Source organism: Azoarcus sp. KH32C, assembly GCF_000349945.1.
Lineage (GTDB): Bacteria > Pseudomonadota > Gammaproteobacteria > Burkholderiales > Rhodocyclaceae > Aromatoleum.
On sequence record NC_020516.1, the window covers coordinates 1,336,502 to 1,353,540 of the forward strand.

18 protein-coding genes are annotated in these 17,039 nt (G+C 63.4%); 9 read left to right on the forward strand and 9 right to left on the reverse strand.

Annotation, left to right across the window (positions count from 1 at the left end; genetic code table 11):
* Nucleotides 1-278: 278 nt before the first annotated feature.
* The 3 genes from rraA to clpS form a co-directional block, all read right to left on the reverse strand.
* Nucleotides 279-758, reverse strand: a complete 480-nt coding sequence (rraA, locus tag AZKH_RS05985; RefSeq protein ID WP_015434851.1) for a ribonuclease E activity regulator RraA — start codon at nucleotides 756-758, stop codon at nucleotides 279-281.
* A 180-nt stretch (nucleotides 759-938) separates the two neighbouring features.
* The gene (gene clpA / locus AZKH_RS05990; RefSeq protein ID WP_015434852.1) at nucleotides 939-3,215 is read right to left on the reverse strand and encodes an ATP-dependent Clp protease ATP-binding subunit ClpA; all 2,277 of its coding nucleotides are present in this window, start codon (nucleotides 3,213-3,215) and stop codon (nucleotides 939-941) included.
* A gap of 2 nt (nucleotides 3,216-3,217) precedes the next feature.
* Entirely contained in the window at nucleotides 3,218-3,526 is a 309-nt protein-coding gene (gene clpS / locus AZKH_RS05995; protein WP_015434853.1) for an ATP-dependent Clp protease adapter ClpS, read from the reverse strand.
* 409 nt (nucleotides 3,527-3,935) lie between these two features.
* Here clpS and AZKH_RS06000 point away from each other — a divergent pair, with 409 nt between their 5' ends.
* Nucleotides 3,936-4,139 (forward strand): cold-shock protein, encoded by a 204-nt coding sequence (locus AZKH_RS06000; RefSeq protein WP_015434854.1) that lies wholly within the window; start codon nucleotides 3,936-3,938, stop codon nucleotides 4,137-4,139.
* 130 nt (nucleotides 4,140-4,269) lie between these two features.
* On the opposite strand, the gene rpmG is transcribed toward AZKH_RS06000, so the two are convergent.
* The 3 genes from rpmG to radC form a co-directional block, all read right to left on the reverse strand.
* Nucleotides 4,270-4,437 carry a 50S ribosomal protein L33 gene (rpmG, locus tag AZKH_RS06005; RefSeq protein WP_015434855.1) on the reverse strand — a complete coding sequence of 56 codons (168 nt, stop codon included), beginning with the start codon at nucleotides 4,435-4,437 and terminating at the stop codon, nucleotides 4,270-4,272.
* A 38-nt stretch (nucleotides 4,438-4,475) separates the two neighbouring features.
* Nucleotides 4,476-4,712 (reverse strand): 50S ribosomal protein L28, encoded by a 237-nt coding sequence (gene rpmB, locus AZKH_RS06010; RefSeq protein ID WP_015434856.1) that lies wholly within the window; start codon nucleotides 4,710-4,712, stop codon nucleotides 4,476-4,478.
* A gap of 114 nt (nucleotides 4,713-4,826) precedes the next feature.
* Nucleotides 4,827-5,504, reverse strand: coding sequence for a DNA repair protein RadC (gene radC / locus AZKH_RS06015; protein ID WP_015434857.1), 678 nt, complete (start codon nucleotides 5,502-5,504; stop codon nucleotides 4,827-4,829).
* Nucleotides 5,505-5,549: 45 nt separating this feature from the next.
* Here radC and coaBC point away from each other — a divergent pair, with 45 nt between their 5' ends.
* Genes coaBC through AZKH_RS06030 form a run of 3 tightly spaced genes read left to right on the forward strand, consistent with a single transcriptional unit; the run spans nucleotide 5,550 to nucleotide 7,652 of the window.
* Nucleotides 5,550-6,746 carry a bifunctional phosphopantothenoylcysteine decarboxylase/phosphopantothenate--cysteine ligase CoaBC gene (gene coaBC / locus AZKH_RS06020; protein WP_015434858.1) on the forward strand — a complete coding sequence of 399 codons (1,197 nt, stop codon included), beginning with the start codon at nucleotides 5,550-5,552 and terminating at the stop codon, nucleotides 6,744-6,746.
* 21 nt (nucleotides 6,747-6,767) lie between these two features.
* The gene (gene dut / locus AZKH_RS06025) at nucleotides 6,768-7,217 is read left to right on the forward strand and encodes a dUTP diphosphatase (protein ID WP_015434859.1); all 450 of its coding nucleotides are present in this window, start codon (nucleotides 6,768-6,770) and stop codon (nucleotides 7,215-7,217) included.
* Nucleotides 7,218-7,220: 3 nt separating this feature from the next.
* Nucleotides 7,221-7,652, forward strand: a complete 432-nt coding sequence (locus tag AZKH_RS06030; protein ID WP_015434860.1) for an NUDIX domain-containing protein — start codon at nucleotides 7,221-7,223, stop codon at nucleotides 7,650-7,652.
* A gap of 4 nt (nucleotides 7,653-7,656) precedes the next feature.
* Here AZKH_RS06030 and AZKH_RS06035 read toward each other — a convergent pair whose 3' ends face one another.
* A complete protein-coding gene (locus tag AZKH_RS06035) occupies nucleotides 7,657-8,943 on the reverse strand; it encodes an NAD(P)/FAD-dependent oxidoreductase (RefSeq protein WP_156822045.1) in 1,287 nt (428 codons plus the stop codon).
* A complete protein-coding gene (locus AZKH_RS06040; RefSeq protein ID WP_015434862.1) occupies nucleotides 8,940-9,263 on the reverse strand; it encodes a sulfide dehydrogenase, cytochrome subunit in 324 nt (107 codons plus the stop codon). Before AZKH_RS06040 ends, AZKH_RS06035 begins: the two co-directional genes overlap by 4 nt.
* 111 nt (nucleotides 9,264-9,374) lie before the next feature.
* Between AZKH_RS06040 and soxY the strand changes: the two genes are divergently transcribed.
* Both soxY and soxZ read left to right on the forward strand, forming a co-directional pair.
* Complete coding sequence (gene soxY, locus AZKH_RS06045) at nucleotides 9,375-9,842, forward strand: thiosulfate oxidation carrier protein SoxY (protein ID WP_041655970.1); 468 nt, start codon at nucleotides 9,375-9,377, stop codon at nucleotides 9,840-9,842.
* The gene (gene soxZ, locus AZKH_RS06050; RefSeq protein ID WP_015434864.1) at nucleotides 9,839-10,150 is read left to right on the forward strand and encodes a thiosulfate oxidation carrier complex protein SoxZ; all 312 of its coding nucleotides are present in this window, start codon (nucleotides 9,839-9,841) and stop codon (nucleotides 10,148-10,150) included. Before soxY ends, soxZ begins: the two co-directional genes overlap by 4 nt.
* Before the next feature lie 7 nt (nucleotides 10,151-10,157).
* Here soxZ and aceK read toward each other — a convergent pair whose 3' ends face one another.
* Nucleotides 10,158-11,933, reverse strand: coding sequence for a bifunctional isocitrate dehydrogenase kinase/phosphatase (gene aceK, locus AZKH_RS06055; RefSeq protein ID WP_015434865.1), 1,776 nt, complete (start codon nucleotides 11,931-11,933; stop codon nucleotides 10,158-10,160).
* Between the two features lie 358 nt (nucleotides 11,934-12,291).
* Here aceK and AZKH_RS06060 point away from each other — a divergent pair, with 358 nt between their 5' ends.
* From AZKH_RS06060 to AZKH_RS06070, 3 genes are all read left to right on the forward strand, one after another.
* The gene (locus tag AZKH_RS06060; RefSeq protein WP_015434866.1) at nucleotides 12,292-14,529 is read left to right on the forward strand and encodes an NADP-dependent isocitrate dehydrogenase; all 2,238 of its coding nucleotides are present in this window, start codon (nucleotides 12,292-12,294) and stop codon (nucleotides 14,527-14,529) included.
* A 232-nt stretch (nucleotides 14,530-14,761) separates the two neighbouring features.
* Entirely contained in the window at nucleotides 14,762-16,006 is a 1,245-nt protein-coding gene (gene icd, locus AZKH_RS06065) for an NADP-dependent isocitrate dehydrogenase (protein WP_015434867.1), read from the forward strand.
* Between the two features lie 324 nt (nucleotides 16,007-16,330).
* The gene (locus AZKH_RS06070; RefSeq protein ID WP_015434868.1) at nucleotides 16,331-17,005 is read left to right on the forward strand and encodes an OmpW family protein; all 675 of its coding nucleotides are present in this window, start codon (nucleotides 16,331-16,333) and stop codon (nucleotides 17,003-17,005) included.
* Nucleotides 17,006-17,039 lie beyond the last annotated feature (34 nt).

A 17,039-nucleotide genomic window follows, 5' to 3' on the forward strand; every position in this document is an offset into this window, starting at 1 on the left:
GCTGCGGTTCGCCCTCGATGTGGAACAGAGTATAGGAAGCTTTTCGCTCTGCAGCAATAAGTCTTATATAAGATATAAGAAATTATTTAATCTAAAAAAAACAGAGGCTTGTAATTTGCTTTCCGTGATATGAAACGGCTTTTGGCTTTGTGAAATGAAAAGGCGCTGCGCTGCGGAAAAAATGGTTCCCAATTGCTCCGCGTGGACCGGGGCGCAACAAAAACGCCCCGGGAGAAATCTCCGCGGGGCGTCGGCAGAATCCATGCCGCAGCGCGGTGTCAGAGCAGCGGGATCTCCGAGACGACCACGCCGTCTTCGTCCGCGTAGACATACTGGCCAGGCACGAAGCTCACGCCGCCGAAGGTGATGGGAATGTCCGTGTCGCCTGCGCCCTTCTTGATGCTCTTCAGCGGGTGAGTGCCAAGTGCGAAGACGCCCAGGTCCATGGTGCCGATCGCTTTCGAGTCGCGGATGCAGCCATAGACGATGACGCCCGCCCAGCCGTTCGCGACACCCAGCTGGGCGAGCTGGTCGCCGACCAGCGCGCAGCGCATCGAACCGCCGCCATCGATCACGAGGACCTGGCCGTGACCGTCCGTCTCGAGTGCCTTGCGCACCAGCGAGTTGTCCTCGAACACCTTCAGGGTCGCGATGGGGCCGCCAAAGGCGGGACGTCCGCCGTAGCTGCGGAACATCGGACTGACGATGCGCACCTTGCCTTCGTTCGCATCGCACAGGTCGGCGGTCTGGATCACCATGCTTTCTTCCTCTTCGTGAAGCCTCAATCGGGCGGGTTCTTGTGCGAAGGGCAGGGCCGCGGCGCTGCCCGGAGGGGAGGGGAGACTCCCGCGGGCGACAATATACCAGTGCGACAGGCAAAAAAAGGGCGACCCGCAGGTCGCCCCCTTGCGTCCGGCCGTGGCCGGGAGTCCGTCGCGTCAGGCCGGCGTCGGCTCGAGCTGGTCGAACACCAGCTTGACCTTGTGCTCGGCGTCGATGTCGATCGTGACCCGGCCGCCGTTCGCGAGCCGTCCGAACAGCAGTTCGTCGGCGAGCGCGGAGCGGATCGTGTCCTGGATCAGGCGAGCCATCGGGCGCGCGCCCATCAGCGGATCGAAGCCCTCCGACGCGAGCCAGGTGCGCAGTTCGTCCGAGAAGTGGGCTTCCACCTTCTTCTCATGCAGCTGTGCCTCGAGCTGCATCAGGAACTTGTCGACCACGCGCAGGATGACCTCGTTGTCGAGTGCCTTGAACGAAATCGTCGCATCCAGGCGATTGCGGAACTCCGGCGAGAACATCCGCTTGATTTCCGCCATCTCGTCGCCGGTCTCGCGCTTGGCCGAGAAGCCGATCATCGACTTCTGCATCTGCTCCGCACCGGCGTTGGTCGTCATGATGACGATGACGTTGCGGAAGTCCGCCTGGCGGCCGTTGTTGTCGGTCAGCGTGCCGTGGTCCATGACCTGCAGCAGGATGTTGTAGATGTCCGGATGCGCTTTTTCGATCTCGTCGAGCAGCAGCACGCAGTGCGGCTTCTTCGTGATCTGCTCGGTCAGCAGCCCGCCCTGGTCGAAGCCCACGTAGCCCGGAGGCGCGCCGATCAGCCGGCTGACCGCGTGGCGCTCCATATACTCGGACATGTCGAAGCGGACGAGTTCGATGCCCATCGTGAAGGCGAGCTGGCGTGCGACCTCGGTCTTGCCGACGCCGGTCGGTCCCGAGAACAGGAAGCTGCCGATCGGCTTGGCGGGGTTGCCGAGGCCGGAACGGGACATCTTGATCGCCTTCGCGAGCGCCTCGATCGCGGCGTCCTGACCGAACACGACGTTCTTCAGGTCGCGCTCGAGGTTCTTCAGCGCAGCACGGTCGTCGTTCGACACGGTGCGCGGCGGGATGCGCGCAATCTTCGCGACGATCTCCTCGATCTCGGTCTTGCCGATGGTCTTGCGCTGCTTCGACTTCGGCAGGATGCGCTGCGCTGCGCCCGCTTCGTCGATCACGTCGATCGCCTTGTCGGGCAGTTGCCGGTCGTTGATGTATCGCGCCGACAGCTCGGCCGCTGAAGTGAGCGCCGCGCTCGAATACTTGACCCCGTGATGTTCCTCGAAGCGGCTCTTCAGCCCCTTGAGGATCTCGACGGTTTCGGCGACCGAGGGCTCGCTCACGTCGACCTTCTGGAAACGCCGCGACAGCGCGTGGTCCTTCTCGAAGATCTGGCGGAATTCCGAATAGGTCGTCGCGCCGACACACTTCAGCTGGCCGGACGAGAGCGCCGGCTTCAGCAGGTTCGATGCGTCGAGCGTCCCGCCGGATGCGGCACCCGCGCCGATCAGCGTGTGGATCTCGTCAATGAATAGGATCGCGTTGCGCGTTTCACGCAGCTGCTTGAGCACGGCCTTCAGCCGCTGCTCGAAGTCGCCGCGGTACTTGGTGCCGGCAAGCAACGCGCCCATATCAAGGGCATAGACCTGGGCGCCCGAAAGGATCTCCGGGATGCGGCCCTCGACAATGGCGTGGGCGAGTCCCTCGGCGATCGCAGTCTTGCCAACGCCAGCCTCGCCGACCAGCAGCGGGTTGTTCTTGCGGCGTCGGCACAGGATCTGGATGACCCGCTCCAGCTCGCGTTCGCGCCCGATCAGCGGATCGATCTTGCCGTTGATCGCCTGCTGGTTGAGGTTCTGGGTGTAGTTTTCAAGCGCGCCGTTCGTCTGAGCGGCGTCGGATTCCTGCTCGCTCTGCTCGGACGATTCGTTCTTGCTCTGCGGGGCGGCGTTCTGCTGTGGCGCCTTGGTGATTCCATGCGAGATGAAATTCACCACGTCGAGCCGCGAGATGTTCTGCCGCTGCAGGAAATAAACAGCGTGCGAGTCCTTCTCGCCGAAGATCGCCACCAGCACGTTCGCGCCGTTGACTTCCTTCTTGCCCGAGGACTGGACGTGGAGGATCGCCCGCTGGATGACACGCTGGAAGCCGAGTGTCGGCTGCGTGTCGATCTCGTCGGTACCTTCGACCTTGGGCGTGTGCTCGTTGATGAAATTCGTCAGCTCACGCCGCAGTTCATCGATGTTGGCCGCGCAAGCGCGCAGGACCTCGGCTGCCGAAGGGTTGTCGAGCAAAGCGAGCAGCAGGTGTTCAACGGTGATGAACTCGTGCCGCTTTTGCCGGGCTTCGACAAAGGCCATGTGCAGACTGACTTCAAGCTCTTGCGCGATCATTCTCAGTTTTCCTCCATCACGCATGCCAGCGGGTGCTGATGCTGGCGGGCAAAGGCGACGACCTGTTCCACCTTGGTCGCGGCGACGTCCTTCGCAAAGACGCCGCACACCCCCATGCCCTCTCTGTGGACTTGGAGCATGACCCGGGTGGCCCGTTCGCGGTCCATGCCAAAAAATTTCTGCAGAACAACGACGACGAAATCCATGGGCGTGAAGTCGTCGTTGAGCAACAGCACCTTATATAGCGGCGGCGGCTTGGTGCCTGTGCGCGCCGTCTCGAGTACGGAATCATCCTGCTTTTGCGTGGCCATGCGGATCATTCTAATGAAGTCGAAGCAGAGTGCAACCGCGCGGCCGGCGCATCAATCAAGTGAAACCGATGTTTTCAGGATGCCCGCCAGAAGCGCAAAAGCAACGATTTCATATTGCGCTGCAAAGAACGGTTCGTACGTGAAATTTTCCCTGAAGTCTGGCGAGACGAGTGCTGGTCAGGGTTTCAGGCGAACGAATATGTTGTTGCAATGCGGCATTCGAACCGCAAAGAAATTGTTGACGCTGTGCTGGCAAGTGCGTAAAAACGGGACGGTGCAACTGCCGAGTATGACACTTCGGTCCTCCGGGGCAGCTCGGGGGCCGGAATGGCGTATGGAGCATCGTTGCACGCAAAGGGGGTAACCCGCATCGTTATCGTTTTGAGTAACTTCGAAGGATTAAGGCAACATGGCAACTGGTACTGTTAAGTGGTTCAACGACGCCAAGGGCTTCGGCTTCATCACTCCGGACGACGGCAGCGAGGATCTGTTCGCTCATTTCTCGGCGATCAACATGAACGGGTTCAAGACGCTGAAGGAAGGGGAGAAGGTTTCCTTCGAAGTCACTCAGGGCCCGAAGGGTAAGCAGGCATCGAACATTCAGCGCGCCTGATCGCTCTTTTCTCCGGGGTCTGAACCGTAAGTAAGGGCGGATCCCGGAATAACAAGAGGCCGCCGGATCACTCCGGCGGCCTCTTGTTTTGGACGCTGCGTCCCTGGAGCAGGCCGCAGCCTGCCGGGAATTACTTCAGCTTGACTTCCTTGTACGGCACATGCTTGCGAGCAACGGGGTCGTACTTGTTGAACTCGAGCTTGTTCGGGGTGGTGCGCTTGTTCTTCGAGGTCGTGTAGAAATGACCGGTACCTGCGGTCGATTCCAGCTTGATCTTTTCGCGGCCGCCTTTAGCCATTTGAATCTCCGTTCAGTTGCTGCGCGCTGTGCGTGCAGTTAGATCTTCTCGCCGCGGGCACGCAGCTCGGACACGACAACGTCGATGCCCTTCTTGTCGATGGTGCGCAGGGCAGCGTTCGACACGCGCAGACGGATCCAACGGTTTTCGGATTCGCTCCAGAACCGGCGGTTTTGCAGGTTCGGGAGGAAACGACGCTTGGTTTTGTTGTTAGCGTGGGAAACGTTGTTTCCCACCATCGGTGCTTTACCGGTCACTTGGCAGACGCGAGCCATACGATGCTCCAGGGAATTCGGATTACGGAAAACGCAAGATGATACGCGAAGGCGGCCCTTTAGAGCAAGCCGAGCTTGTAGTTTCCACTGATATTTCTTTCGGTACCCAATAACTTACAACAGTCCGCGTTCGGCGAAGGAGAGGGGCTTCAAATGGGCGGTGACGACGAAATGGTCGAGGACGCGTACGTCGACGAGGTCCAAGGCTTGTTTGAGGCTGCGCGTGAGGAGTTCATCTGCCGCGCTGGGCTCGCTGGCTCCGGACGGGTGATTATGCGCGAGAATGACCGCCGCAGCGTTGTGCGCGAGGGCGAGCTTGACGACTTCGCGCGGGTAGACGCTGGTCTGGGTGAGGGTGCCGCGGAAGAGTTCGACGGCGTCGATGAGGTGGTTACGGGCGTCGAGCAGCAGCACATAGAAGACTTCATGCGGCAGGCTGCCGATGCGCAGCCGCAGCCAGTCGCGTACCGCGGACGGCGAGTCGAAGACGTCCGCGACGCGCATCTGTTCGGAGAGCGCGCGTCGCGCCAGTTCCATGACCGCCTGCAGTTGGGCATACTTCGCCAGCCCCATGCCGGGAACGGCGGCGAATTCGGGCGCCGGGGCGGAGCACAGGCGCGTGAGCGAGCCGAAGCGGGTCAGCAGGTCCCGCGCGAGATCGACGGCGCTCTTGCCACGGATGCCGACGCGCAGGAAAAGGGCGAGCAGTTCGGCGTCGGAGAGGGCGGAGGCGCCGCGGTCGAGGAGCTTCTCGCGCGGGCGTTCGTCTTGCGGCCAGTCAGTGATTGCCATTTGGGTCGGCTTGCAGTTGAAAAAATTAATTGTAAGGCATATGTCATGTGCGAATTGAAGGGGCGCAAGCTGGTGCTCGGCGTGAGCGGCGGAGTCGCCGCGTACAAGTCGGCCGAGCTGGTGCGGCTGCTCGGCAAGGCGGGCGCGGATGTCCACGTGGTCCTGACGGAGGGGGGCGCGCGTTTCGTGACGCCGGTGACCTTCCAGGCGTTGTCGGGCAACCCGGTGTGGACCGATCTGTGGGATGCGCGCATGGACAACAACATGGCGCACATCGATCTGACGCGCGGGACCGACGCGGTACTCGTGGCGCCGGCGACGGCCGACGTGATCGCCCGGCTCGCGCAGGGACGCGCGGATGATCTACTCAGCACGCTGTGCCTTGCGCGCGAGTGTCCGCTGCTGCTCGCGCCGGCGATGAACCGGCAGATGTGGGAGCACCCTGCCACGCAGCGCAACGTCGCGCAGGTCACCGCGGACGGCGCGATCGTATTCGGCCCCGATGCCGGCGATCAGGCTTGCGGAGAAGTGGGCATGGGACGGATGCTCGAGCCGGAGGACTTGCTCGAGCATGTGATCGCCTTCTTTCAGCCGAAGCTCCTCGCGGGGCGCCGAGTGGTGCTGACGGCGGGGCCGACGTTCGAGGCGATCGACCCGGTGCGTGGCATCACCAATTCGAGCTCCGGCAAGATGGGCTACGCGCTCGCGCAGGCCTGTGCGCGGGCCGGTGCCGATGTGGTGCTGGTGAGCGGCCCGACGGGCTTACCCGCGCCGTTAGGCACGCGGCGCCTCGATGTGCGGAGTGCGCTCGAGATGCGGGATGCGGTGATGGGCGAGATCGCTGCTGCGGACGTCTTCATCGGCGTCGCGGCGGTCGCCGATTACCGGCCTTTGAATTCGGCCGAACACAAGATGAAGAAGACATCGGCGGAGCTCACGCTGACGCTGACCCCGAACCCGGACATCCTGGCCGAAGTCGCGGCGCTGCCGACGCCGCCCTTCTGCGTCGGCTTCGCGGCCGAGAGCCGCGATCTGGACGCCTATGCGGAAGGCAAGCGGCGTGCGAAGCGTCTGCCGATGCTGGTCGGCAACCTCGTGCAGGACGGGCTCGGAAGCGACGACAACCAGGTCATCCTGTACGACGACGCAGGACGCCATCCGCTGGAGCGTGCGCCGAAGGCCGAGGTCGCGCGCAGGATCGTCGAACATCTGGCAAGCCTGCTGCCGGGCAGGCGTGTGTGATAAGAGAGTGAGGGAAGGACCATGCATCGAATCGACGTGAAGATCCTCGACGAGCGGCTGCGCAGCCATCCGCCGTCCTACGCGACGCCGGGGGCGGCGGGGCTCGACCTGCGGGCTTGCCTCGCCGGGCCGATCACGCTGCATCCGGGCGAGACCGCGCTGATCCCCAGCGGACTGGCGATCCATCTGGCCGACTCGGGGCTCGCAGCGATGGTCTTGCCGCGCTCCGGGCTCGGCCACAAGCACGGCATCGTGCTCGGCAACCTCGTCGGCCTGATCGATTCCGACTACCAGGGCCAGATCTTCGTGTCCGTGTGGAACCGCGGTCGGGAGACCTTCACGGTGCAGCCGATGGAGCGCATCGCGCAGCTCGTCGTCGTGCCGGTGCTGCAGGTGGCGTTCAACGTCGTCGACGACTTTGTCGAGAGCGACCGCGGCGACGGGGGCTTCGGCAGTACGGGCAAGCACTGAAGCATGCATCAGGGCATTCCGGCCGGCGTGCATGTCCTGATCGAGCGGGACGGGTGCGTGCTGCTGATGCGGCGCGCCGGCACCGGGTTCTTCGACGGGCTCTACAGCCTGCCGGGCGGGCATGTGGAGCCGGGCGAGTCGGTGCGCCAGACGGCCGTGCGCGAGATGCGGGAGGAGGTCGGAATCGAGATCGCGCCCGACGAGCTTGCGTGCCTCGGCGTCGTGCACCGCCTCTCGGATACCAACCGGATCGATTTCTTCCTGCGCGCCGGCCGGTTTTCGGGCGAGCCGCGGATCTGCGAGCCGGACAAGTGCGATGCGCTCGGCTGGTTCGAGCGCGATCGCCTGCCGGCGGATACGGTGGCCTACGTGCGCGAGGCGCTTGCGGCAGGTGAAGGGCCGTGGATTCTGGAGCTGGGCTGGGAAGCTCCCTAGGCTGTCAGGCGAGCATGTCCTGGCGGATGTTGCGGGCCCAGGCGTGGGCGAATTCGGCCTCGGTCGTGCTCGGGGCCGCGGAAAGTCCTCCGGCGCCTTGCACGGGCAGGAAAGTGTTCTGACCGCGGTCGTAACGATGCACGGAGGCGACGTGCATCGCCTGGCGATCGTCGATGAAGCTGTAGCAGGTGTTGGTCATCAGCGGCTCTGCGTCCGGGGCGTTGCCGGCGAGCTGGGAGAGGATCGCGGCAGCGGCGATCTTGGCGTGCTGGTTGGCCATGTGGCCGGATTTCGGCATCCCGGGCGCGGCGAACAGTGCGTCGCCGATGACGTGGATGCCCGGCAGGTGGCTCGCCTCGAGCGTGAGCCAGTCGACTTCGACCCAGCGCCCGTTGATGAGCGGCGCATCCAGGCGGTCGGCGAGCATGCCCGCTCGCATCGGGGGCAGGACGTTGAGGACGTCTGCGTGCACCGAGTCGAATTCCAGCGTGGCGGTCAGCGTTCGGGCGTCGACGGCGAGCAGTGCGCTGTCCGGGCGGTATTCGATGATGTCCCGATAGGGGCCGGCGAAGGCTGCGCTGAAGAGCGCCTTCTTCGACTGGATTTCGCTGTTCGCGTCGAGTACGAGGACTTTGCTGCGCGGCTTGTGGGTGCGCAGGTAGTGGGCGACGAGGCAGGCGCGCTCGTAGGGGCCGGGTGGGCAGCGGTAGGGCGAGCGCGGGATGTGCAGCCCGAAGATGCCGCCGTCGGGCATCGCCTGGAGTTGCCGGCGCAGCAGCAGAGTCTGCTCGCCGGCTTTCCAGGCATGCGGGATCCGCGCCTCGTTGCCGGCGAGGCCGTCGACGAGTTCGGGCATGAAGCTGATGCCGGGAGACAGGATCGCGCGATCGAAACGCAGCGCCGTGCCGTCGGCGAGGCGGAGCTGCCCGCGTTCGGTATCGATGTCCGTGACTTCGCCTTGCACGACACGCACGCCCCAACGGTCGCGCAGTGCGTCGTAGTCGGCGGTGAGCTCGGCCATATCGCCCAGTCCTGCTATGACGAGGTTCGATGCGGGACAAAACGTGAATTTCGGGTCGCGTTCGATCAGCGTGACGGCGACCTGGCCCTCGCTCCACATGCGCAGGTATTTCGCTGCCGTGGCGCCGCCGAAGCCGCCGCCGACCACGACGACGTGCTGGGCGCTGCGTGGGACCGTTGTCGTCGCGCAGCCAGCGAGTCCGGCAAGTGCGGGAGTCAGTGCGACGGCGCGCAGGAAGCGGCGGCGGTCCATGCGTGTTCGCTGGGTCATGGTTCGAAGTTCGTCGGAGTCGCCGACAGGTAGGCCGCGATGCGGTCGAGCTCTTCGTCGGTGTAGCCGCGTACGATCTGGTGCATGACGGTGGCCGGGGTCTTGCCATCGCGGAAGTCGTGCAGTCTTTGCACAAGGGCGTCGTGACCACGGTTGCCGAGGTAAGGGATGGCGCCGCTGGCCGTGGCCGGATGGCAGGTCGCGCAGCCGGCGGCGAGACTGCGGATGTGGGTGTCGGGCACGTCGGAGGCGGCCGTCGCCGAAGCGGCGGCGACTGCATTGAGCAGGCCCAGCGCGGCAAGGGTAAACTTGGCGGTCAAGGATGTTCTCCGGCGATGGCTCATGGGTCGCGGCGGCGGCAGTATATCGCGTCGGCATGCGGTGCCGGGGCGTTCGGGAGAAGGAAGCTAGAGGTGGGTGTGGTCGCGGATATGAAGACGTCGCGCCGGCAGGCGCTGAAGGCCGTTTCGGCGGTGGGAGGATGGGCGGCATTGCTCGCGGCCGGTCTCGTTCCGGCGCCCGCGGCGCGCGCCGCCGCGGCGGATCCGATGTTCGACGCGACGAATCTCGATGCTGCACTGAAGCTCCTGGGGGCGGAGAGCGCCGCCGAGAGCGCGCAGATCACGATCACGGCGCCCGATGTCGCCGAAGACGGGCGCGCGGTGGCTATCGGCGTCGCGAGCCGTCTGCCAGGTATCGAGCGGATCGTGATCCTGATCGACGACAATCCCTACGTCGTCGCGGCGAATATCGTCCTGCCGGCGACGACGCTGGCGGAGGTGAATACCCGCCTGAAGATGAAGCAGTCGTCGAACGTACGGGTGCTGGTGCAGGCCGACGGACGCTTCTTCACGGCGCGGCGCGAGGTGAAAGTGACGGTCGGAGGTTGCGGCGTATGACGGCTCCGACGCGTATCCGCGCGACGCTGCGTGACGGCCTCACCGAGGTCCGGCTGCTGATGACCCATCCGATGGAAAACGGCCTGCGCAAGGACGCCGAGGGCACTCGCATCCCCGCGCACTTCATCACCGACGTGGAGGTGCGGCACGGCGAGCGCGTGGTACTCGCGGCGAATTTCGGGCCCTCGGTGTCGGCCAACCCCTATCTCGCCTTCCGCTTCTCGGGCGGCGCGGCGGGCGACGAGATCAGCGTCGCGTGGCGCGACAACCTTGGCGCCTCGCGCGTGGACGCGGCGCGGATCGCCTGAAGGCCGCTCAGCCGGCCGCTTCGACCGCTTCCCGGGTGGGATCGAAGAGATTGCAGAAGCGCAGTTCCTCCGGATAAGGGAAGAAGTCCTCGAGGTAGCCGCTGCGGATCTTGGTCTGCACGTCCTGCCAGAAATGCGGGTCGAGCAGGTCGCGGTGGTACTTGAGGAAGGCCTTACGCACGCGCGGGGAGCCGAGCAGGAAGGTCGCGAATTCCTCGGGGAAGACGTCCATCGGGCCGCCCGAATACCAGGCCTCGCTGGCCATTTCCATTTCGGGATAGGGCGCGGGCGGGATGCGGCGGAAGTTCATGTCAGTCATGAACTCGATTTCGTCGTAGTCGTAGAACACGACCCGGCCGTAGCGCGTGACTCCGAAGTTCTTCCACAGCATGTCGCCCGGGAAGATGTTGGCGGTCGCCAGTTCGCGGATCGCGTTGCCGTACTCGCGCACCGCGTGCTCGACGTGCTCGTCGTCGGCGCGTTCGAGGTAGATGTTGAGCGGCGTCATGCGGCGCTCGATATAGAGATGCTTGATGATCACCGAGTCGCCGTCGATCTCGAACGCGGACGGCGCGAGCGTACGCATCTCGTCGAGCAGTTCGGGGTGGAAGCGCGATAGCGGCAGCGCGGCGTAGGAGTATTCCAGCGTATCGGCCATGCGGCCGACGCGGTCGACCTGTTTGACGATCTGGTACTTGCGCTTGATCGTGGGCCGGTCCGTGTTCTTCGACGAGCCGAAGACGTCCCTGATGACCTTGAAGACATAGGGATAGGACGGCAACGTGAACACCAGCATCACCATGCCGCGGATGCCGGGCGCGATCTTGAACTGGTCGTTCGAGTGGCGCAGGTGGGCGACGAGGTCGCGGAAGAACATCGTCTTGCCCTGCTTGCCCAGTCCCAGCATCGTGTAGAGCTCGGAGCGCGGCTTGTTGGGCATGATCGAGCGCAGGAACTGCACGTAGCCCGAGGGGACTTCCATGTCGACGAGGAAGTAGGCGCGCGACAGCGAGAACAGCACCGAGATCCGCCACGGGTCGAGCAGGATCGTGTCGATCACGAGACGTCCGGCCTGGTTGTGACGCACGGCGATCGCGAAGGGGTATTCCTGGTAGCCGTTGACCACCTTGCCGATGATGTAGGCGGTCTTGTTGCGATAGAAGGCCGCATACAGCACCTGAATCTGGCAATTGACCTCCATGTCCGGCCACTCGCCGAGGCGCTCGTGGGCCGTACGCATGATGTAGTCGATGTCGCGTTCGAGATCCTCGAAGGGGCGCTGCCAGTCGAAGTCCTCGATGATGCGCCGGATCGTCGCGCGCAGCCCCTCGTCGCGCGGGTAGTAGCTGCTGTAGACCGGCGGATAGGACTCCATGTATTCGGTGGAGATGGCCGGGCGGGCGAACAGGTAGTCGTTGTTGAAATAGGTGCGGTGCAGGATCTTGCAGCACACCGAGTTGAAGAAGGTCTCCGCGAGCTCCGGTTGCTTGTGGCGGATCAGGATGCCGATGTAGTGGAGCTTGACCTGCTGCCAGGTCGCGTCGTCGAGCGAGTCGGCGTTGAACTCCTCGTGCAGGCGCTTGACCGCCTCTTCGACGCGGTCGTCGTAGAACTGCACGCGGTCACGTACCGCGTTGAGCAGCGCGTGCCATTCGGCCGCCTCGAAGCACTCCTTCGCCCGGCGCGAGGTCTCGCGGAAGATGCGGTAGTGCTTGTTGAAGCCCTCGATGAGCGTCTGCGCGATCGACTGGGCGACCAGATTCTCTCCCATGAGCGCTTCCATATGTCCCCCGTCTCGTGGTGCTTGCGTGGCAAGCGGAAACAGCCGTGCATTTTAGCGCGATCGCGCCTCGTAGCCGCTGATGCCGCCCGCGCGTGCTCTGTCCCGATCGACCAAAGCAGGCCGCTTAGCAGCGCTGCCGCGGCGGCGGGGCAAGATGGTCCGAGTATTGCTTAAGATGTCTTATGTCTTATATAAGATGAAGATTAGTGTTTTCACTACGTGCAACGCCATTTCGCGGTTTATAATGGACCGCCGCCAGAAAATGTCCGGGTGCGTTCAAGCCTTTCACGGATGTGTCTCGGCCGGTTCCTACATCCGCTCGGCTTCGCGCCAAATAGAGATAAAGAGGGAGAAACGCATGACAACCAAGAGTCCGACGATCATCTACACGCTCACCGACGAGGCTCCGCTGCTGGCGACCTACTCGCTGATGCCGATCATCGAGACGTTCACCAAGCCGGCTGGCGTCGAGATCGCGAAGAGCGACATCTCGGTCGCGGCCCGCGTCCTCGCTGAATTCTCGGATTACCTCAAGGACGAGCAGAAGGTGCCGGACAACCTGGCAGAGCTCGGCCGCCTCACGCAGGATCCGGACACCAACATCGTCAAGCTGCCGAACATCAGCGCCTCGGTCGCGCAGCTGATCGCCTGCGTCAAGGAACTGCAGTCCAAGGGCTACGCGATTCCCGACTACCCGGAGAACCCGGCGACCGAAGAAGAAAAGGCGCTCAAGACCCGCTACGGCAAGTGCCTGGGTTCCGCGGTGAACCCGGTGCTGCGCGAAGGCAACTCGGACCGGCGCGCGCCCGCGGCCGTCAAGAACTATGCGAAGAAGCACCCGCATTCGATGGGCGAGTGGAAGCAGTGGTCGCAGACCCATTGTTCGCACATGGAGCACGGGGACTTCTACCACGGCGAGAAGTCGATGACGCTCGACCGCGCGCGCAACGTCAAGATGGAACTGCTCACGAAGAGCGGCAAGTCCATCGTGCTGAAGTCGAAGGTTGCGCTGCTCGACGGCGAAGTCATCGACTCGATGTTCATGAGCAAGAAGGCGCTGTGCGAGTTCTACGAGAAGCAGCTCGACGACTGCCGCGAAGCCGGCATCCTGTTCTCGCTTCACGTGAAGGCGACGATGATGAAGGTCTCGCACCCGATCGTCTTCGGTCACTGCGTCAAGATCTACTACAAGGAAGCCTTCGAGAAGCACGGCAAGCTGTTCGACGAGCTGGGCATCAACGTCAATAACGGCATGGCGACGCTGTACGAGAAGATCGCGACCCTGCCGGAATCGAAGCGCGACGAGATCATCCGCGACCTGCACGCCTGCCAGGAGCACCGTCCGCGTCTGGCGATGGTCGACTCCGCCAAGGGCATCACGAACTTCCATTCGCCCAACGACATCATCGTCGACGCCTCGATGCCGGCGATGATCCGTGGCGGCGGCAAGATGTGGGGCGCCGACGGCAAGCAGTACGACTGCAAGGCAGTCATGCCGGAATCGACCTTCGCCCGCATCTACCAGGAGATGATCAGCTTCTGCAAGTGGCACGGCAACTTCGACCCGGCCACGATGGGCACGGTGCCGAACGTCGGCCTGATGGCGCAGAAGGCGGAGGAGTACGGTTCGCACGACAAGACCTTCGAGATCCCGGAAGCCGGCGTGGCCAATATCACCGACCTCGACACGGGTGAAGTGCTGCTGAGCCAGAACGTCGAAGAAGGCGACATCTGGCGTATGTGCCAGGTCAAGGACGCCCCGATCCGCGACTGGGTCAAGCTCGCCGTGACCCGCGCGCGCAACTCCGGCATGCCGGCGGTGTTCTGGCTCGACCCCTACCGTCCGCACGAGAACGAGCTGATCAAGAAGGTGCAGACCTACCTGAAGGATCACGACACGACCGGCCTCGACATCCAGATCATGTCGCAGGTGCGTGCGATGCGCTTCACGCTGGAGCGCGTCTTCCGCGGCCTCGACACCATTTCGGTGACCGGCAACATCCTGCGCGACTACCTGACCGACCTCTTCCCGATCATGGAGCTGGGTACATCGGCCAAGATGCTGTCGATCGTTCCGCTGATGGCCGGCGGCGGCATGTACGAGACGGGCGCGGGCGGTTCGGCGCCGAAGCACGTGCAGCAGCTCGTTGAGGAAAACCACCTGCGTTGGGATTCGCTCGGCGAGTTCCTCGCGCTGGCGGTGTCGCTCGAGGACATGGGCATCAAGACCGGCAACGCCAAGGCCAAGCTGCTCGCCAAGACCCTCGACGAGGCGACCGGCAAGCTGCTCGACAACGACAAGTCGCCGTCGCGCCGCACCGGTCAGCTCGACAACCGCGGCAGCCACTTCTATCTCGCGCTGTACTGGGCCCAAGCCCTCGCCGCGCAGAACGAGGATGCCCAGCTGAAGGCGCACTTCGCGCCGCTGGCGAAGACGCTGGCCGAGAACGAGCAGAAGATCGTCGCCGAGCTTAGCGCAGTGCAAGGCAAGCCGGCGGACATCGGCGGTTACTACTTTGCCGACCAGACGAAGGTTGATGCGGTGATGCGTCCGAGCGCGACGCTCAACGCGGCCCTGGCCGCCGCGAACGCCTGATTTTCCGGGTTCCGGGCATGACGAAGCCAGCGCGAAAGCGCTGGCTTTTTTCATTGGTACGGCCGCGGACGAGGTTCGATTTCTTGGGCCGCATCAAGAACCGGCGGGGCGTGATTAGCGATAATATTCCACTGCATTTCGGCGACGCTGCCTCCTCCGCCGAAGTGGCCCGACCCAGGCTTGCAGTAGAAAGTTGAGTCAATCGACACGAGTTCCTATAGAGGGAGTAGAAATGAGCGCATCTCACGTCAAGGTTCCCGCTGCTGGTCAAAAAATCGTTCCAGGACAACCCGTCCCGAACAATCCGATCATCCCCTTCATCGAGGGCGACGGCATCGGCATCGATATCACTCCCGTGATGATCAAGGTGATCGACGCGGCGGTCGACAAGGCTTACGGCGGCAGCAAGAAGATTCACTGGATGGAAGTCTACGCCGGCGAGAAATCGACCCAGATCTACGGCCCGGACGAGTGGCTGCCGAAGGAAACCTTCGACGCGCTGAAGGAGTTCTCCGTGTCGATCAAGGGGCCGATGACGACCCCGGTCGGAGGCGGCATCCGATCGCTGAACGTCGCGTTGCGCCAGGAACTGGACCTCTACCAGTGTGTGCGTCCGGTGCGTTACTTCAAGGGCGTACCCTCGCCGCTGAAGCAGCCTGAGCTGACCGACATGGTCATCTACCGCGAGAACACCGAAGACATCTACGCGGGTATCGAATGGCAGGCGCTGTCGGACGGCGCGAAGAAGGTCATCGCCTTCCTGCAGAACGAAATGGGCGTCAAGAAGATCCGTTTCCCGGAAACCTCGGGCATCGGCATCAAGCCCGTGTCGATCGAAGGCACGACCCGCATCGTGCGCGCGGCGATCAAGTACGCGATCGAAAACGACCGCAAGTCGGTGACGATCGTGCACAAGGGCAACATCATGAAGTTCACGGAAGGCCTGTTCCGTGATACCGGCTACAAGGTTGCGCAGGAAGAGTTCGGCGCGCAGCCGATCGACGGCGGCCCGTGGTGCAAGTTCAAGAACCCGAAGACCGGCCGCGAGATCGTCGTGAAGGATGCGATCGCCGATGCCTTCCTGCAGCAGATCCTGCTGCGTCCGGCCGAGTACGACGTGATCGCGACGCTGAACCTCAACGGCGACTACATCTCCGACGCGCTGGCGGCGCAAGTCGGCGGCATCGGCATCGCTCCTGGGGCAAACATCTCGGACCAATACGCCTGCTTCGAAGCGACCCACGGCACGGCGCCGAAGTACGCCGGTCAGGACAAGGTGAACCCCGGTTCGCTGATCCTGTCGGCCGAAATGATGCTGCGCCACCTGGGCTGGAAGGAAGCGGCCGACCTCGTGATCAAGGGCATGGAGGCGGCGATCGGCGACAAGGTCGTCACCTACGACTTCGCCCGCCTGATGGACGGGGCGAAGGAAGTGTCATGCTCGGCGTTCGGAGATGCGATGATCGCCCGGATGTAATACTCTGGTCCCAGGAACCCGCTGCGGCGGGTTCCATTCTCGAAAACCCGCCTTCGCGTTGCGACGGCGGGTTTTTTATTTGTGCGTGGCAGCACCGCACCTGGAAGGACGCCAGTCCTGCCGCAATCCGCTTGCCGCACGGTCTCCAGCGAGGCCGGCTGAGGCTCTTCGAGCGTCGGCGACGATGGGCCAACGGTCCCGAGATTCCTTCTCTATTGATCTTCGTCAAACATGGGCGAGATTTTTGTGCGCTGCAAATATCCACTACTGAAAAGTGGGTAAAATCCCCCATTATTTAAGCGCACTATGCATAAGGGGTAAGTTATGAGATATTCTATCATCATTGCGTCCATGCTTGCGGCAACCGTCGCCCCGTTGGCTCACGCATACAAGCAGGGCGACGTTGTCGTCCGCGCGGGTGCGGCTACGGTCGATCCGCAGACTGAAAGCTCGGAGATTTCGACGACGGTCACCGGAAAAATCGCGGGCACGAAGGCGACCGCCGACGCGAACACGCAGCTGGGCCTGACTCTCAGCTACCTCGTCACCGATCACGTCGGTGTCGAACTCCTGGCCGCCACGCCCTTTACTCACCAGATCGGGGTCAAGGGTCTCGGCAGCGCGATCGACGGCAAGTTCGGCGAGGCGAAGCAACTTCCGCCGACGGTCTCGGTGCAGTACTTCCCGCTGGATGCGTCGTCGAAGCTGCAGCCCTACGTCGGTGCCGGCCTCAACTACACGGCCTTCTTCGACGAGCAACTCACCGACCGCCAGCGCGCGAACGGCTTCTCCAAGCTGAAACTGAGCGATTCCTGGGGTCTTGCGCTGCAGGCAGGCGTCGACTACCAGCTGACCGACCGGCTGGTGCTGAACGCTGCGGTCTGGCGCATCGACCTGCACACCGAAGCGACGGCGCGCCATAGTGCGCTGGGGAAGGTCAAGGTCGATGTGGACGTCGATCCGTGGGTGTACATGATCGGCGTTGGCTACAAGTTCTGATCGGGCTTCAAAGCCGACCAGGCGAAACGGCGAC

Coding starts and splice junctions, on each gene's coding strand:
- rraA (WP_015434851.1), bottom strand. CDS start 758: ATGGTGATCCAGACCGCCGACCTGTGCGATGCGAACGAAGGCAAGGTG.
- clpA (WP_015434852.1), bottom strand. CDS start 3,215: ATGATCGCGCAAGAGCTTGAAGTCAGTCTGCACATGGCCTTTGTCGAA.
- clpS (WP_015434853.1), bottom strand. CDS start 3,526: ATGGCCACGCAAAAGCAGGATGATTCCGTACTCGAGACGGCGCGCACA.
- AZKH_RS06000 (WP_015434854.1), top strand. CDS start 3,936: ATGGCAACTGGTACTGTTAAGTGGTTCAACGACGCCAAGGGCTTCGGC.
- rpmG (WP_015434855.1), bottom strand. CDS start 4,437: ATGGCTAAAGGCGGCCGCGAAAAGATCAAGCTGGAATCGACCGCAGGT.
- rpmB (WP_015434856.1), bottom strand. CDS start 4,712: ATGGCTCGCGTCTGCCAAGTGACCGGTAAAGCACCGATGGTGGGAAAC.
- radC (WP_015434857.1), bottom strand. CDS start 5,504: ATGGCAATCACTGACTGGCCGCAAGACGAACGCCCGCGCGAGAAGCTC.
- coaBC (WP_015434858.1), top strand. CDS start 5,550: ATGTGCGAATTGAAGGGGCGCAAGCTGGTGCTCGGCGTGAGCGGCGGA.
- dut (WP_015434859.1), top strand. CDS start 6,768: ATGCATCGAATCGACGTGAAGATCCTCGACGAGCGGCTGCGCAGCCAT.
- AZKH_RS06030 (WP_015434860.1), top strand. CDS start 7,221: ATGCATCAGGGCATTCCGGCCGGCGTGCATGTCCTGATCGAGCGGGAC.
- AZKH_RS06035 (WP_156822045.1), bottom strand. CDS start 8,943: ATGACCCAGCGAACACGCATGGACCGCCGCCGCTTCCTGCGCGCCGTC.
- soxY (WP_041655970.1), top strand. CDS start 9,375: ATGAAGACGTCGCGCCGGCAGGCGCTGAAGGCCGTTTCGGCGGTGGGA.
- soxZ (WP_015434864.1), top strand. CDS start 9,839: ATGACGGCTCCGACGCGTATCCGCGCGACGCTGCGTGACGGCCTCACC.
- aceK (WP_015434865.1), bottom strand. CDS start 11,933: ATGGAAGCGCTCATGGGAGAGAATCTGGTCGCCCAGTCGATCGCGCAG.
- AZKH_RS06060 (WP_015434866.1), top strand. CDS start 12,292: ATGACAACCAAGAGTCCGACGATCATCTACACGCTCACCGACGAGGCT.
- icd (WP_015434867.1), top strand. CDS start 14,762: ATGAGCGCATCTCACGTCAAGGTTCCCGCTGCTGGTCAAAAAATCGTT.
- AZKH_RS06070 (WP_015434868.1), top strand. CDS start 16,331: ATGAGATATTCTATCATCATTGCGTCCATGCTTGCGGCAACCGTCGCC.